This is a genomic window from Chryseobacterium jejuense, assembly GCF_017877355.1.
Classification (GTDB): domain Bacteria; phylum Bacteroidota; class Bacteroidia; order Flavobacteriales; family Weeksellaceae; genus Chryseobacterium; species Chryseobacterium jejuense_A.
The window spans coordinates 198,182-213,260 of sequence record NZ_JAGIPR010000008.1; the positions used below are offsets into that span (position 1 = coordinate 198,182).

The following is a 15,079-nucleotide window of genomic DNA, read 5'->3' on the forward strand; positions in this document are numbered from 1 at the left end:
TTTTAATTCTATATAGATTTTAAGGCGATGAGACAGGAGATTTGAGACTTATACAATGTTCCCATATCTCCACTCTCAAGGTCTTTCTTATCTGATTAATGAGCAAGATCTGCGAAGAAATCGTTTCCTTTATCATCAGTAATAATGAATGCAGGGAAATCTTTTACTTCAATTTTTCTTACCGCTTCCATTCCTAATTCAGGGAAGTCTACTACATCTACTGATACAATATTATCTTTGGCAAGAATAGCCGCAGGTCCACCGATGGATCCAAGGTAGAAACCTCCGTATTTGTTACAAGCATTGGTAACATCTTTACTTCTGTTTCCTTTTGCCAGCATAATCATACTTCCACCATGGCTTTGGAATTCGTCTACATAAACGTCCATTCTTCCGGCTGTTGTAGGTCCGAAACTTCCTGAAGCCATTCCTTCCGGTGTTTTTGCAGGTCCTGCATAGTAAATTGGGTGGTTTTTGAAATATTCCGGTATTGGTTTCCCACTATCGATGATTTCTTTGATCTTAGCGTGAGCAATATCTCTTGCTACGATCAATGTCCCGTTAAGCTTAAGCCTTGTTTTGATTGGATATTTTGAAAGCTCAGCAAGGATTTCAGGCATTGGCTTATTCAGATTAACTTCAACAGCTTCTTCAAGATGCGGTGGCGTGTCAGGTAAGAATCTTTTCGGATTTTGTTCCAACTGCTCAAGGAAGATACCGTCTTTTGTAATTTTTCCTTTGATATTTCTGTCTGCTGAACAAGAAACTCCCATTCCTACCGGACAAGAAGCTGCGTGTCTAGGAAGTCTGATTACTCTTACATCGTGAGTAAGGTATTTTCCACCAAACTGTGCTCCGATAGCGCTTTCCTGGCAGATTTTCTGAACTTTAGCTTCCCATTCAAGGTCTCTGAAAGCCTGACCGGCCTCATTTCCTTCTGTTGGAAGATTATCAAAATATTTTGCAGAAGCCTTTTTCACAGCTGCAAGATTAGCTTCAGCAGAAGTTCCTCCAATTACTAATGCTAGGTGATATGGTGGGCAAGCCGCTGTTCCAAGATCAGAAATTTTTTCTTTAACAAATTCTTCAAGAGACTTCTCGTTCAATAAAGATTTTGTTTTTTGGTAAAGGAAGGTTTTGTTAGCAGAGCCACCTCCTTTTGTTAAGAATAAAAACTCATAATAATCTCCTTTTTTAGCATAGATATCTATCTGTGCCGGAAGGTTTGATCCTGAATTTTTCTCTTCAAACATCGTTAAAGGAACGACTTGAGAATATCTTAAGTTTCTTTTTTGGTAAGTATTGTAGATTCCACGGCTTAAGAATTCACCATCATCCACTCCTGTGTATACGTTTTCTCCTTTTTTACCCATTACGATTGCTGTTCCTGTATCCTGGCAAGAAGGAAGAGCTCCTTCAACCGCTACAGCAGCATTTTGTAACAAGTTATAGGCAACGAATCTGTCATTGTCTGTAGCTTCAGGATCATCAATGATTCTTTTAAGGCTTTCAAGGTGTGAAGAACGTAACATGAAAGAAACGTCCGCCATAGCTTCTTCAGCCAATAATTCCAATCCCTTTGGGTCAACAGTTAAAATTTCTCTGTCACCCAGTTTTTCAACCTTTACATAATCTGATGTAAGCTTTTTATACACCGTATCATCTTTCTGAATTGGATACGGATCCTGATATCTAAAGTCCATTCAATTTTTTGTTTGTACAAAAATACGGCTTCCGTTAAAAAAATATGAGTAAAATCAGTCATTAAAATTGATATTTATAATGATTATAAATTGCGGGTTTATGAGTTTATAAGTACCTTTATACTAACCAAATAATGAAGCTGCAAAAGGTAAAAAAGCAACTTCAAAAATTAAAAAGACTATAAAATTTCAACCACAATGAATTACAGAATAGAAAAAGACACCATGGGAGAAGTGCAGGTACCTGCAGATAAACTTTGGGGAGCACAGACAGAACGTTCAAGAAATAATTTCAAAATTGGTCCTGAAGGATCTATGCCTCACGAGATCATTGAAGCTTTTGCTTACTTAAAAAAGGCAGCGGCCTATACTAATGCAGACTTAGGAGTACTTTCTGGTGAAAAAAGAGATATGATCGCCAGCGTGTGTGATGAAATTCTTGAGGGAAAACTGAATGATCAGTTTCCTTTAGTAATCTGGCAGACCGGTTCCGGAACGCAATCCAACATGAATGTTAATGAAGTGGTTTCTAACCGTGCCCATGTTAATAATGGTGGAACTTTAGGTGAAAAATCTGAAATTCATCCGAATGATGATGTGAATAAATCTCAGTCATCCAATGATACTTATCCAACAGCAATGCATATTGCAGCCTATAAAAAAGTAGTGGAAGTTACTATTCCTGCTGTTGAAAAACTGAAGAATACTCTCGCTGAAAAAGCCAAAGCCTTCAAAGATGTTGTAAAAATCGGAAGAACCCACCTGATGGATGCTACTCCGCTTACACTGGGGCAGGAATTTTCCGGCTATGTTGCTCAACTGGAGTTCGGATTAAGAGCTTTAAGAAATACCTTGCCTCACCTTTCTGAATTGGCTTTAGGTGGTACCGCAGTAGGAACAGGCTTAAACACCCCAAATGGCTATGATATAAAAGTTGCTGAATATATCGCAAAATTCACTAACCATCCGTTCATCACTGCAGAAAATAAATTTGAAGCATTAGCAGCACATGATGCTATTGTTGAAAGCCATGGAGCATTAAAACAACTTGCTGTTTCTCTATACAAAATTGCTCAGGACATCAGATTACTGGCCTCCGGACCCCGTTCCGGAATCGGAGAAATCCACATCCCTGAAAATGAACCGGGATCATCCATCATGCCTGGAAAAGTAAATCCTACTCAAAATGAGGCTCTGACAATGGTTTGCGCTCAGGTTTTGGGAAATGACACTACTATTTCATTTGCAGGAACTCAAGGAAATTACGAGTTGAATGTTTTCAAACCGGTAATGGCGTATAACTTCCTTCAGTCTGCACAACTTATTGCTGATGCTTGTATTTCATTCAACGACCATTGCGCTGTGGGAATTGAACCAAACCACGAGAGAATTAAAGAACTTGTAGATAAATCTTTAATGTTGGTAACCGCTTTGAATACCCATATCGGATATGAAAATGCCGCAAAAATTGCTAAAACAGCTCATAAAAACGGGACAACGTTAAAAGAAGAAGCCATTAATCTGGGGCTTTTAACTGCGGAACAGTTTGATGAATGGGTAAAGCCTGAAGATATGGTGGGAAGCCTGAAATAATTTTTAGAAACATAGATTAACCTGAGTTTGGGATGAGACATTTCTGTTTTTAGTAAGTAAGGAAGCCTGGGGAGGGGAGGGAAGGGAATTGAGGTTAAAAAAACCACTTACAACCCTGTAATTTATTATTCCTTTAAAGGCTGCTTCATCAAGTTTTACGGCAACGTCAGAAATTGTAGTTCCGATAGTAACTTACAGCCTCTCTCTTCCAGCTTCCAGCCTATTATCCTTAATTTTATTATCCCGAACTCGGGTTAGATTAAATACCCAAACACCCCGGAATTTCCCGGGGTGTTTTCTATATTTTATTAATACTATCCTATTAACTCTTTCGCCTGAGCAAGGGCTGCCTCAGTAATCTTACTTCCTGAAAGCAACTGGGCAATTTCATTCAGCTTTTCTTCATCACTTAATGGAATGATGGTAGATTGGGTTTTACCGGCAACATCCTGCTTTACCACTTTATAATTGTCATTTCCTTTGGCGGCAACCTGTGCAAGGTGGGAAATAACGATCAGCTGCATATCTTCAGCCATTTCACGCATAAGGTTTCCGATCTCTTCGGCTACTTTTCCTGAAACTCCGGTATCAATTTCGTCTAAAATCAATGTTGGCAATTCATCACTTTCAGCAATGATCTTTTTCACAGCCAGCATTACTCTTGATCTTTCCCCACCGGAAATAGCCGTTTGAATAGGTTTTAAAGGAAATCCTGAATTGGCCTGGAATAAAAGTTGGATATTTTCTTTTCCGAATTGATTAAACTCTTCAGCATCCTGCAATTCTATATCTACTCTGGCTTTTTCAAGACCCAGTTTTTTAAGAAGTCCTTCTGCCTTTTTAATGAAAACAGGAACACTCTTTTTTCTGTTTTTGGAAAGCTTTTCCGCCAGAATTTGAAGTGATTTTTCTTTTTCAGCAATATTTTCTTCTGTTTCAAGGATTTGCACTTCCAATTCTGAAGCCCCTTTCTGATCTCCGGCCAGCTCGTTTCTGATCTCAATCAATGCATTAAGCTCTGAAACATTATGTTTAAGGAATAAAGCATTAATCTTGTTATTCAATTCGGTGAGAACAAGAAGGTTTTCCGGATTGATCTCCAGTTTTTCAGCTTCGTGTTCAAGCTCAGAGATAATGTCTTTTAACTCTACAAATGAAATTTCAAGCCTTTGATCCAGCTCTGCAAAACTGGTTGAAATACCTGCAATTCTGGAAAGTTTAGCTTTTGCTTCGTTAAAGAATGAAAGAATTCCAATTTCTTCCTGATGGAACCTAGACAGGATCTGGCCTACATTTTCAGAAATCATTCCCGCATTTTCCTGAACGGATAATTGATTTTGAATATCTTCATAATTTACATCATCCAGTTTTAATTCTTCAAGCTCGTTGAGTAAAAAATCTTTATAATCACTTTCTTTATTGGCTTCTGAAAGTTGTGTTTTCAGCTTTTTCAACAAGGTTTTAAGATTCTGAAATGCAGAAAAATCCTGCTGATAGTCTTCAATGATTTTTTTATTTTCAGAAAGTCCGTCAATAATTTTAAACTGATATTCTGACGTAAAAAGGTTGGAAGTCTCAAATTGAGAGTGAATATCAATTAACTGAGAAGAAAGCTCTTTCAGTATATCCAAGGTTACAGGAACATCATTGATAAATGCTCTTGATTTTCCGGATGGTAATATTTCTCTTCTGATAATGGTCTGCAACTCATAATCCAAATCGTTTTCAATAAAGAATTTCTTGAATTGATTGTTCAATGCAAACTCTGTTTCTACAACGCTCTTTTCTTCTGCTTTTGAAATGGATTTTACATCTGCTCTTTCTCCAAGGATAAGACGCAATGCACCCAAAATAATGGATTTTCCTGCTCCGGTTTCTCCGGTAATTACCTGAAGACCGTTATTCAATGATACTTCAAGCGTATCAATCAGGGCAAAATTCTTAATGTAAATTCTTGAAAGCATGAATAATCCGTGTTTTTATCAGATATTAATATTGATTGTAAAAATAGGTTTTTTTAATGAAAACAGAAATGGCAGATAACGATTAAATAGGCAGTCTTATGCTTTTGAAATTTCTGTTAGCAGTTCATAAAAGTTTGGGTATTGATATTCAAAAGAATCTTCATATTCATGGTCCCAAAGAACCACCGCATTATTGTTGTGGGTATCAAAACACAAGAGTCCCCAGTCACTGTATACAGCAAAAGGAACATATCCTTTATTAAAAAGGAGTTCTCTTGGGTAAGTCTCGAACATCATTTCACGAAGAGAAGCTCTCCACGAACTAACAGGAAGTGAACAAAAGGAAACTTCCGAGATCTGAAGTTCATAAAAGTGTTTATGTTTCAGAAATATTTTAAAATCTTCAGGGAAAACAAACCCAGTTTCTTTTTCAAACTCCTTAAGCTGAGCGTCTGTAACTGTACTTGTAACAGGAAGCCAGAATTTCCATTCATCATCTGGCTGATCCGGGGCAAGCATTTCTTTTTCAATATCGCAGGGAAGCTGATTGAGTTCATTCTCAACCCAAAAATCAAGTGTTCTGTCAACTATTTCTTTAATTTGTCCTTCTTCATGCCTTAATTCTTCCATTTATTCCACTTGTTATCAATATTTTTTGGAGAAAGAATAATCATCGTCTGCTTCAGATCGTTAAGGATAAGTCCGCCATTATTCCCGGAATTGAAAACATTGAAGATCTCATCACTTTTAGTATCCATGAAAAGATTGAAGAAAAAGCCTTGCTGGAAGGAGTTCTCATACATTTTAAGCTGCATCAGAGCATCAAAAATCACTTTTTTTCCTGCTGTCTGATCCTGATTAAAAAGATTATCCATACCGGATCTGTGATAGGTATACATGGTAGATCTCAACTGGCTCCAGTTTGGATTCATAATTTCGTTAATCAATATGGTACGGCTTCTCGGTTCGTTAATCATATTCCAACCGTCATAGTTCCTGTTTTGAGAATTTTGAGCAATCTGCTGTGCTTTTGTGAACCACTGGGTTCCTCCCATAGATTGGAAGCTATCAGCATCATAGCCTAAAATAAGATAAATATAGAAACTGATTACATCGGTAAGGTTCTTCCCGGAAAATTGTCTCTCGTTGAAAATAAGGTTTTCGTTCTCAATATATTCAAAACTGAATCTCTGATCCTGAAGGTTGAGTAAAGGAGACTCATACGTGGTATTATAGACAGGGCGTACCGCCTGAATCACAATGGTTCCTTTAAATTTGTTGACATCTCTTTCTGCAATAACAATGGAAAAACCACATTTGATCTTTTCAAAATTCTGTAATTTCTTCCCCGTCCAGCTGGTATTGTTGATAAAGTCTCTAAGACTTTTCTCCAAAGCTTTAAAAGCCTGCTGGTTACTTCCCCCTATCTGCTGGGAGTTTACCTGAACGGTTGCCAGCAACTCTTGGGAAAAACCAAGATTAAAGATAAATAACAGAAAAAATAAACTTATAATTTTTTTCATTGTCTATTAAAAATTGAGAACGGAAATTTATTAAAATTATTTTAAAAGCTGAGATTCAACAAAATTGAGAATATCTTTTGCCACATCTCCTTTCGACTTCAGATCAAATTCTCTTTTCTCTGTTTTAGTGAATATTTTGATCTTGTTGGTATCATTTTTAAACCCAGCACCTTCATCTCGTAAAGAGTTCAACACAATCATATCAAGGTTTTTCTTTTCCAGTTTTCCTTTTGCATTTTCCTCTTCATTCTGAGTTTCCAAAGCAAATCCTACCAGAAACTGATGGGTTTTCTTTTCTCCCATCGTTTTAAGAATATCAGGATTTTTCACCAGTTCAATGGTTAGGTTTTCATCATTCTTCTTGATCTTTTCCTTAGCCACATCCTTTGGTGCATAATCTGCTACGGCAGCACTTGCAATTCCAATATCTATTGTATCATAAAACTCAAATACTTTAGCCAGCATTTCTTTTGCAGAAGTTACTTTATACAGCTCTACATTTTTATCAGTAAGGGTTTGGGAACTGGGTCCTGAGATCAGAATCACCTTGGCCCCTCTTTTTGAAGCTTCTTCAGCCAAAGAGAACCCCATTTTTCCTGAGGAATGATTTCCTATGAATCTTACCGGGTCAATCGCTTCATAGGTAGGTCCTGCCGTAATTAATACAGTTTTCCCTTCAAGACTTTTTTCAACAATATGATCTGAAAAATAATTTTCAACAGTATTAAAAATTGTTGCCGGTTCTGACATTCTTCCCTGTCCTATCAGACCACTTGCAAGTTCTCCGCTTTCAGCAGGGATGATAATATGTTCATAACTTTCTGCAAGCTCTAAATTTTTCTTTGTAGAAGGATGTGCATACATATCCAAATCCATTGCCGGAGCAATAAATACCGGACATTTTGCAGACATATAGGTTGCGATCACGAGATTATCACACATTCCGTGGATCATTTTAGACAAGGTATTGGCAGTACACGGAGCCACAATCATCACGTCTGCCCATAAAGCAAGTTCCACGTGGCTGTTCCAGGTTCCGTTATCACCATAAAAATCAGAATAAACTGGTTTCTTCGATAGCGTAGCCAAACTTAATTTGGTTACAAAATGTTCTGCATCGGGGGTCATAATTACCTGTACTTCGGCTCCTTGCTTTACAAAGTCTCTTATCAGAAAGTGAACTTTATAGGCTGCAATTCCGCCAGAAACAGCAATAAGGATCTTTTTACCGGAAACACTCATTTAGCTTTAATTTTTTTTGAAATACTAAAATACTTATTTTTTCCCACAATCAGGGTTTAAAACAGCAAAGGTCATAAAAGAACTTAGTTCCTTTATGACCTTTGTTTATAAAAAACACAGATGATTACTTTCTTTCTTCTGTTTTTCTAAAATACACATCATCGTTTAACCATTCTTCAATAGCAATTGAAGTTGGCTTTGGAAGTTTTTCGTAATGTTTAGAGATTTCAATTTGTTCTCTGTTTTCGAAAACCTCTTCCAATGTAGAATTGTGAACAGCAAATTCATCTAATTTGTTGTGAAGCTCCGTACGGATCTCCGCATTAATTTGCTCTGCTCTCTTTCCCATGATAACAATAGCTTCGTAGATTGAACCTACTTTATCTTCAATCTTATCTTTGTCGTAAGTAATAGTATTTACTTCTGCTTTTGTATCTTTTACACTCATTTTGAGAAATTTATTTTTATTTTAAGATGGCAAATTTACGAATTATCTTTTAATTTTGAAAGTCGCTGCTGGCGGAGGGGTCTGAAGTGCCGCACTATCCCTCTGCATCTGCTTTGCCTGCTTTTCGTTACTGATTTGATCTTTAATCTGCTGTTCTTTTTTATCCTGGCTGGCAAGCTTTTCAGCTTCTTTCTTTTGTTTAGCTGTTAAAGCTGCAATTTTTGCTTCTGTTTCTTTTTTAACAACTACAAAATGTTCTTTTTCTTTTTCCAGCTTTGCTCTTAGATCAGATGCAGTTTTAGAGTATTCTGTATTAGGAAGCTCCTTTTCAACCATTTTCACATAGGTTAAAGCACTTTCAATACGTTCGTCTTTAAGACTATAAACAGACTTTATAGCTAATTCATAACGAGATTTCATGATATAATCATAAATTTTCGGACGAAGTTTTGTACTTGGGAAATCTTCCAATACATTTTCTAATGCTACGTTAGCAGCTTTGTACTCACCCATTTTAAAGTACTGTCTTCCGTTTTCATAAGCTTTAAACTCCAGCTTATAAGAAAGCTCGTCAATAAGTTGACTAATATTTTTTGATCTTTCTGAATTCGGATAATTGTTCAGGAAGTCCTGAAGCTCATTAACCGCTAATTCTGTACTCGACTGATCAAGGTTATAATCCATAGATCCTTCATAGTAACATAATGCAGACATATAAGCTGCTTCTTCTGCTCTTGGATCTTTTGGAAAGTTTACCGCAAAGTTTTTAAACTGATGCCCCGCCAGTTTATAACTTTTATCGTAGTAATTGGCATAAGCTGTATTGAAACCTACGTTAGGAAAGTCATCCGTTCCCGCTACAAGGTTCGCTAGTCTGTCATAAAGAGCCAATGCGTTTTTCCACTTTTTCTTAGCGAAGTTTTCATTGGCAGCTTTTAAGATAAAATCTTTATCAGCACTCTTCATTGCTCTTTCTTGCTGGCTAACACATGATGCCATCACTGCTACAGCAAAAAGACCTAAAATATATTTTTTCATATAAAAAATTCAACAGTTTTCGGATTATACAGCCGATTTACTAATTTGCAAAAATATAACTTTTTTGTCAATAGATTTTTTTTTATGAATATTTAACGTAATTTTAGTCTGCAGCATATCCTAAAATTGCAAAAACGCTTAATAAAAGATTCATTCTCACTTTCTTTTCAGCCTCTTTAGCATAAGCTTCTTCGTTTTTACTTGGTACGTAAAGTTCATAAAAATTTTTATTCCGGATCACAAATAAAGTAGAACCGATAATCATCGTAAGAATATCTTCCGGCTTTGGAGTAAAGGTAAATACTCCTGAAGCCACTCCTTTTTTGATGACTTCATCCAGTTTTTTCACAAACAGCTGGTAAAAATCCAGCAACTCATCCTTTAAATTCTCTGTATGACGGAGTTCCTGGGTAACAAACCCATGGAAATAATTGTATTTGAACAGCTGGGAAACAATATATTTTATCATTTCTCGCATCTGCATTTCTGGCTTTCCTTCTTTGATGGTATCAGCAAATTCTGAAAAATTTTCCCTGGTCTTTAATACTCTATATTGATAAAGATAAGACATCATTTTCTCCTTAGAACCGAAGTAATAGGAGATCATAGCGACGTTGATATTAGCTTTAGAGCAAATATCTCTCACAGAAGTTCCTTCGTACCCTTTCTTTGCAATTAACTCTTCTGCAATATCCAGTATGTGAATCTGTTTTTCAGTAAATTTTTTTTTCATAAAGTGTACTTTGAGTAAAGTTAAGAAATTTTTAACACATTTATAAACGATCGTTTAATAATTTTATATTAATTCCAAATAGTAGTATTTTTGAATATGGAATTTTTTAATTTTCATCATCATAAAAAATACATCCGAGACGGAATTTACAATTTGAACATTGAACAAATTCCGCCTGATTTCCCTTATTCAATAGGAATACACCCCAATGATATTGACATTAATGATCTAGATCGTCAGTTGAACTGGATGAAAAGTATGATGTTTCAGAACTGTTTTGCCATAGGAGAATGTGGTTTGGATTCTCTAGTTTCTATTGACCAAAAAATTCAGGAGGAAGTTTTTTTAAGACAGATCAACATTTCCAATGAAGTAAAAAAGCCTGTTATCGTTCACTGCGTCAGAAAATTTTACGAGGTAATTTCTCTTAAAAAAAAGGCGGAACAACCTATGATTATTCATGGTTTTAATAAAAAACAGAAAATTGCAGAAGATCTTCTGGCCAATAATTTTTATCTGAGTTTTGGAAAAGCTGTTTTGTATAATTTATCTTTGCAGGATATTTTAAAAAACACTCCCTTAGACAAACTCTTTTTAGAAACTGACAATGAAGATTTTAAGATCGAGGAATTGTATCTGAAAGTTTCAGAAATAAAAAGAATTTCTTTGGAAGACCTCAACGAACAAATTTTAGAAAATTTACACACGATAAGAAATGGATAAAAACTGGTTGGAAAGAACGGAACTTTTGGTAAAAGAAGAAGGTTTGGAAAAATTGAATAAAGCCATTGTTTTGGTTGTTGGTTTAGGCGGTGTAGGTTCTTTTGCTGCTGAATTTCTGGCGAGAGCTGGAGTAGGAAATATGACGATCGTAGATGGTGACACAGTGGATATCACCAATGTAAACAGACAGTTACCCGCTTTACGTTCTACTGTTGGAAAACATAAAGTAGAAGTTGTTGCAGAAAGACTTTTAGATATTAATCCTGATCTTAATTTAACTAAAATCAATGAGTTTCTAAATCCTGAAAGAATGGATGAAGTTTTGGATTCTGCAAAATTTGATTATGTTTTAGACTGTATCGACAGCGTTACGCCAAAACTTTGTTTGATTATAGCAGCCAAAAGAAGAAGGATAAAAATTGTAAGTTCGATGGGAGCCGGCGGAAAAACCGACCCAAGCAAAGTATTGGTTAGAGACATTAGCAAAACCGAACATTGCCACCTTGCAAGACAAGTAAGAAAAAGGCTGAAAAAAGTAAAAATTGACAAAGGGGTTCGTTGTGTTTTTGCTAATGATATTCAGGATGAAGAAAGTTTGAAAATGACTGACGGAACCAATTATAAAAGGTCTTTTTACGGAACAATAAGCTATATGCCTGCAATTTTCGGTTTGTATGCTGCTGCTGAAGTTATCAACTCTCTAGTGAAACAAGATTAATGCAGAATACCAAATATCCGAAAGCGGAAAAGCTCAAAAAAAACACAGAGATCAGTTTACTTTTTGAAAAAGGTAAATGGCGGACTTCTGGAAATCTGAGAATCATTATTCTGAAAGATAAACCCACCACCCCAATTGAAAGTGGAAAGTTTGGAGTTTCTGTTTCTAAAAGATATTTCAAAAAAGCAGTTCACAGAAACCGTATCAAAAGATTGCTAAGAGAATGCTATCGATTAAATAAAGGCTTATTTAAAGAAGCTTTTGGAGAAAAGACAATGGCCATGCTATTTTGGGTTTCTTCAGAGATGCCACCGAAGTTTCAGGATGTGGAAGCACAGTTTATCAAGCTTTGTGAGGCTCAGAAAAAATAAGTTTTAATAGAGAAGCCTAACAGTTAGGATAATATTTAACCCTGCTGATGGCTTCCTCTTACAGATTTTTTTCTTTTTTCTTCCACACAGATGATTACGCATATAAGCTTATCTAAGTCTATATTTCATAGATTTTGTGTATCAAGTGTATACTTGCCGACAAACCGAAAGTATACAACTCGTATCCCGAATCTCTCCCAAAATTCACACTCTTCAAATCTCGCATACTTTTTGTAATTTTATAGGAAACAATAAATCTGAAAATTAATATGTTGGATCAAGTTCCCTATTTTTCGTATGTCATCAGTGCCTTTATTGGCATTGGGCTATCTGCTGCTACCGGCTTCAGGGTTTTTCTTCCTCTGTTCGCCGTAAGTCTTGCTTCCTATTTTCATTGGATTCCAATGAGTGAAAGTTTTGATTGGCTGGCGGGCTTGCCTGCACTCATCACTACAGGAATCGCAACGATTGTTGAAATTTTAGCATACTATATTCCATTCGTAGATCATTTATTGGATACCGTTTCTGTTCCTATGGCGACTGTAGCGGGTTCTATCTTATTTGCCAGCCAGTTCGCTGAATTAGGAACCTTTCCACAATGGGCACTGGCTTTAATTGCCGGGGGAGGAACGGCTGCTACCATAAGTTCCGGTTTTGCAGGAATACGGGCAGCTTCTACTGCGACCACGGGAGGATTGGGGAACTCTGTAGTGGGAACTACTGAGACGGCAGGAGCCGGCATTATGACTGTACTTGCAATGGTGGCTCCTATTATTGCAGCTATTCTGGCAGTTATCTTATTGATTGTGGTAGTTGTATACGGACGAAAAGCATGGAGGAAGCTAAGGGGTAAAAAAACACCTTCAACTGAATAAAAAACAAAAGGTACAGTCTCATAGAGCTGTACCTTTTATATTATATTTTAGTTTTTACTTCTAAAATCTTTGATTTCTTTAATTCTGGTTTCGAAATATTCTTTCTTTTCCGGATGTTTTTTAATCAGTATTCCAAATGCTTTAATTGCTTTAGCATATAGTTTCTGTTCAAAATAAAGATTGGCCAGTGTTTCAGTCATCAGGTGGGAAATATCATCATTCTTTTCTTTGACAACATAGGTGCTTTCATCTCTCAACTGACTGATCCTAGGATTGTTTTCAATAAAGGCTTCAATCGCTTTTTCTTTGACCTCCTCTTTCTCTTTTTCAACCTCGTCTGTTCTACCGATTTTCAGCCAGCTCTGCCATGTATTGATAAATCCTGGAACGTTGCTGTTGATTGGAGACTGGGGACTACTTTCTACTGCCGCTTCCTTCATTGGTTCTTCTTTTATAAGCTCTTCTTTGGTTTCCTTTGATTCTCCAACTTTCAAACTCGAAATATCTGTACCAAAAAATGAAACATTCATTACCGGAACTTCTCCATCCTTCTGAGAAGCAGCTTCAGGAGTTTCCTCTATTTCTTCAGTAGTTTCAGGTTGTTCTTCTACTTTTTCTACAGAAATCTCTTCAACAGGAAGTTCCGTTATTGTTTCAGACTCTTCAACAACCTCTATATTTTCAGCTTTTGACTCGGTAGAAGGCATTTCCACTGCTTCAGGAATATTTACTACAGGAGCAACGGTTTCTGTCGGTTTATTAATTAAAGAATCTGGCACATTAGATTCAAGGCTCATAGGCTTCCATGCTGCCTGAACTTCAGGAACGGTTTCTTCTACAACTACTTCTTTTGTAACTTCTACTTCCGGCTCTATATGCTCAGCCACCTCTGCCTGTACCTCCTCTTCTTTTACCTCCTCCGGTTCTTCTGAGCTTTCCTGATCGGTTGACCAGAAATGGAAACTCTGAGTCTCTGCAAAGCTTATCTCATGGTCTTCAGCTACTTCCGGCTCTATCTGTTCTTCTTGCGGAACAGATTTAGTCTCCTTCATTTTCTTCTCAACCTCCTCGATCAGTCGTCGTATTTCATCCTCATGCTTATTTACATTGAGTACAGGAGCTTCAACTGTTTCAATAATCTTGTCGTTATTGGCCTGAATTTTAACATCAGGCAAGAAGGCTTCCGTTCCATGGAAACTTAATTCTGCATCCGGTTTTTTTATGATTTCTTCTTCAACTTCAGCAACAGGAACTTCTTCGTCAGCAATAGCTTCAGCATCTTCTGTTGGAACATCAACAATGCTTTCTTCAACAACTGCTCCTGGTAATAAAGATTCTGTTTCCGCACAATTCAGGTCTGTCTCTTCCTTAATTTCTGAAACAGGAACTTCTTCATCAGAAATAGCTTCAACACCTTCTATTGGAACTTCCACTGTATTTTCTTCCACTTCTGTTTCCGGTAATAAAGCTTCGGTCTCTTCAAAACTTAGGGTTTCCTCTTCTTCAACTTTTTCTTCTACCGCTTCTGAAGCAATCTGATCTTCATTAATAATAGTTTCTTCTGCTTCTTCTTGAACTTTCGCTGGTGTTTCCGGTTCTGATTTTTGGGTTACAAGTGTTCCTGACTCTAATGTAGATTCAAGATCTATCGTTTCAGTATTTTCTTCATTCAGGAAGTTCTCTTCGCCTTCAAACAGAATTCTATTGCGTTCTCCATTTACATAGAGATGTTTAACTTCCTGTGCTGTTTGTAATATGCATGTTTCCTTTTCTTCTGCCTCTTCTTTTTCAGGAGCTGGAGCAGATTCTTCTCTTTTTATCGGGAAACCTTTAACATTATAATTGTATTTGACAGGCTTATCAGCAGTAATTGCAGATGGTTTATCTTCTGTTACTACCGCTTTTACTTCCTGCTGAATTTTCCCGTTTATTAGTTGATAAAGAATTTTTTTATCAGTGGTATAAGCCGCTGTTATGGAAAGTTCTTTCTGATAGTTTTCCTTTTCATACAAGTGTACTCCATACAGATGAAGTGCCCTGATATTTTGAATATAGGGAAATGCATGAATCTCTTCTTTCAAAAGGCCAAGGTCTTCTGACTGAATATTTTTCGGATTTTTTATTAATTCTAAAACTCTGGGATTCATC

14 protein-coding genes are annotated in these 15,079 nt (G+C 36.6%); 5 read left to right on the forward strand and 9 right to left on the reverse strand.

The genetic code is table 11. From position 1 onward, the window contains the following. Positions 1–95: 95 nt before the first annotated feature. A complete protein-coding gene (locus J2772_RS17085) occupies positions 96–1,703 on the reverse strand; it encodes a fumarate hydratase (RefSeq protein ID WP_209918843.1) in 1,608 nt (535 codons plus the stop codon). A 198-nt stretch (positions 1,704–1,901) separates the two neighbouring features. Between J2772_RS17085 and fumC the strand changes: the two genes are divergently transcribed. After that, positions 1,902–3,296 (forward strand): class II fumarate hydratase, encoded by a 1,395-nt coding sequence (gene fumC, locus J2772_RS17090; RefSeq protein ID WP_209918845.1) that lies wholly within the window; start codon positions 1,902–1,904, stop codon positions 3,294–3,296. Between the two features lie 314 nt (positions 3,297–3,610). On the opposite strand, the gene J2772_RS17095 is transcribed toward fumC, so the two are convergent. The 7 genes from J2772_RS17095 to J2772_RS17125 form a co-directional block, all read right to left on the reverse strand. Continuing rightward, positions 3,611–5,260: a DNA repair protein RecN gene (locus tag J2772_RS17095; protein WP_209918847.1), complete on the reverse strand. Its 1,650-nt coding sequence runs from the start codon at positions 5,258–5,260 to the stop codon at positions 3,611–3,613. Between the two features lie 96 nt (positions 5,261–5,356). Then, positions 5,357–5,890 (reverse strand): SMI1/KNR4 family protein, encoded by a 534-nt coding sequence (locus J2772_RS17100; RefSeq protein ID WP_209918849.1) that lies wholly within the window; start codon positions 5,888–5,890, stop codon positions 5,357–5,359. Then, complete coding sequence (locus J2772_RS17105) at positions 5,878–6,783, reverse strand: DUF4835 family protein (protein ID WP_209918852.1); 906 nt, start codon at positions 6,781–6,783, stop codon at positions 5,878–5,880. Before J2772_RS17105 ends, J2772_RS17100 begins: the two co-directional genes overlap by 13 nt. 36 nt (positions 6,784–6,819) lie before the next feature. After that, on the reverse strand, positions 6,820–8,025 hold the full coding sequence (gene coaBC / locus J2772_RS17110) for a bifunctional phosphopantothenoylcysteine decarboxylase/phosphopantothenate--cysteine ligase CoaBC (RefSeq protein WP_209918862.1): 1,206 nt from the start codon (positions 8,023–8,025) through the stop codon (positions 6,820–6,822). Positions 8,026–8,149: 124 nt separating this feature from the next. Beyond that, complete coding sequence (locus J2772_RS17115; RefSeq protein WP_002983982.1) at positions 8,150–8,473, reverse strand: DNA-directed RNA polymerase subunit omega; 324 nt, start codon at positions 8,471–8,473, stop codon at positions 8,150–8,152. A 42-nt stretch (positions 8,474–8,515) separates the two neighbouring features. Continuing rightward, on the reverse strand, positions 8,516–9,511 hold the full coding sequence (locus tag J2772_RS17120) for an outer membrane protein assembly factor BamD (RefSeq protein WP_209918864.1): 996 nt from the start codon (positions 9,509–9,511) through the stop codon (positions 8,516–8,518). 103 nt (positions 9,512–9,614) lie between these two features. Then, positions 9,615–10,244, reverse strand: coding sequence for a TetR/AcrR family transcriptional regulator (locus J2772_RS17125; protein WP_066693165.1), 630 nt, complete (start codon positions 10,242–10,244; stop codon positions 9,615–9,617). 96 nt (positions 10,245–10,340) lie between these two features. Between J2772_RS17125 and J2772_RS17130 the strand changes: the two genes are divergently transcribed. From J2772_RS17130 to J2772_RS17145, 4 genes are all read left to right on the forward strand, one after another. Beyond that, positions 10,341–10,967, forward strand: a complete 627-nt coding sequence (locus J2772_RS17130; protein WP_209918866.1) for a TatD family hydrolase — start codon at positions 10,341–10,343, stop codon at positions 10,965–10,967. Further along, a complete protein-coding gene (locus J2772_RS17135; RefSeq protein WP_209918868.1) occupies positions 10,960–11,685 on the forward strand; it encodes a ThiF family adenylyltransferase in 726 nt (241 codons plus the stop codon). Before J2772_RS17130 ends, J2772_RS17135 begins: the two co-directional genes overlap by 8 nt. Continuing rightward, the gene (rnpA, locus tag J2772_RS17140) at positions 11,685–12,056 is read left to right on the forward strand and encodes a ribonuclease P protein component (protein WP_209918869.1); all 372 of its coding nucleotides are present in this window, start codon (positions 11,685–11,687) and stop codon (positions 12,054–12,056) included. The genes J2772_RS17135 and rnpA overlap by 1 nt, the downstream gene beginning before the upstream one ends. Positions 12,057–12,325: 269 nt before the next feature. Next, entirely contained in the window at positions 12,326–12,931 is a 606-nt protein-coding gene (locus tag J2772_RS17145) for a DUF4126 domain-containing protein (protein ID WP_209918871.1), read from the forward strand. 47 nt (positions 12,932–12,978) lie between these two features. Here J2772_RS17145 and J2772_RS17150 read toward each other — a convergent pair whose 3' ends face one another. Further along, on the reverse strand, positions 12,979–15,078 hold the full coding sequence (locus tag J2772_RS17150) for a tetratricopeptide repeat protein (protein ID WP_209918874.1): 2,100 nt from the start codon (positions 15,076–15,078) through the stop codon (positions 12,979–12,981). Position 15,079 lies beyond the last annotated feature (1 nt).